Consider the following 646-nt stretch of genomic DNA (forward strand, 5'->3'; position numbering starts at 1 on the left):
CCCGCGCGTCGTGCTGCAAGCCGTGCTCGCACTGTGGACACAGGCTCCCGCGACGCTCGCGGGCACCGATGCCGGCGAAGCCCTCCGCGCCACGGCCGAGACGCTCGTACGCCCCGCCGCCGAAGCGACGACGGCGCGCTCACGCGAACCGCAGACCATCACCGCCGACGCCGCGGGCAACTCGGTCGCCCCCGCACCGACACCGCCGCAAGCGGGCCCCCCCGACACCGCCGCACCGGCAACGGACACATCGCAGACCCCCGCAGCGCCACACCCTGAGCCCGCCCCGGCCCGGTCCATCCTCTGCGCCGACGCACCGGTGCCCGCAGCCGATCCCCCTTCATCCTCCCGAGTCTCCTCCACCGCGGCCTCGCCCGCGGTACTTCCGTCCGCTGCGGATGTGGACTTCCACACCCGCGGCGGCGGTTTCTTCTTCCTGCTCAACGTGCTCAACCTGCCGGCCCTGCGCGACTGGCGTGCGACCCTCGCCGAGCCCCACGCCGGCTGGCGCGAGCTTGTCCGCCTCGCCCGCGGGCTCGACTTCACCCCCGACGCCCCGCTCGCCGCCTTCCTCACCGACGCCTGCGCCCTCGACCCGCAAGACACTCGCGACGACGACCCCGTCGCCGTTCTCACGACGCTACCC

General features: G+C 74.6%; 1 pseudogene. It reads left to right on the top strand.

The features are described 5' to 3' along the window. Nucleotides 1-646, top strand: a pseudogene (locus GO615_RS27780) (hypothetical protein); the annotation flags it as partial.

Origin of the sequence: Aromatoleum evansii, from assembly GCF_012910805.1 — a bacterium.
GTDB classification, from domain to species: domain Bacteria; phylum Pseudomonadota; class Gammaproteobacteria; order Burkholderiales; family Rhodocyclaceae; genus Aromatoleum; species Aromatoleum evansii.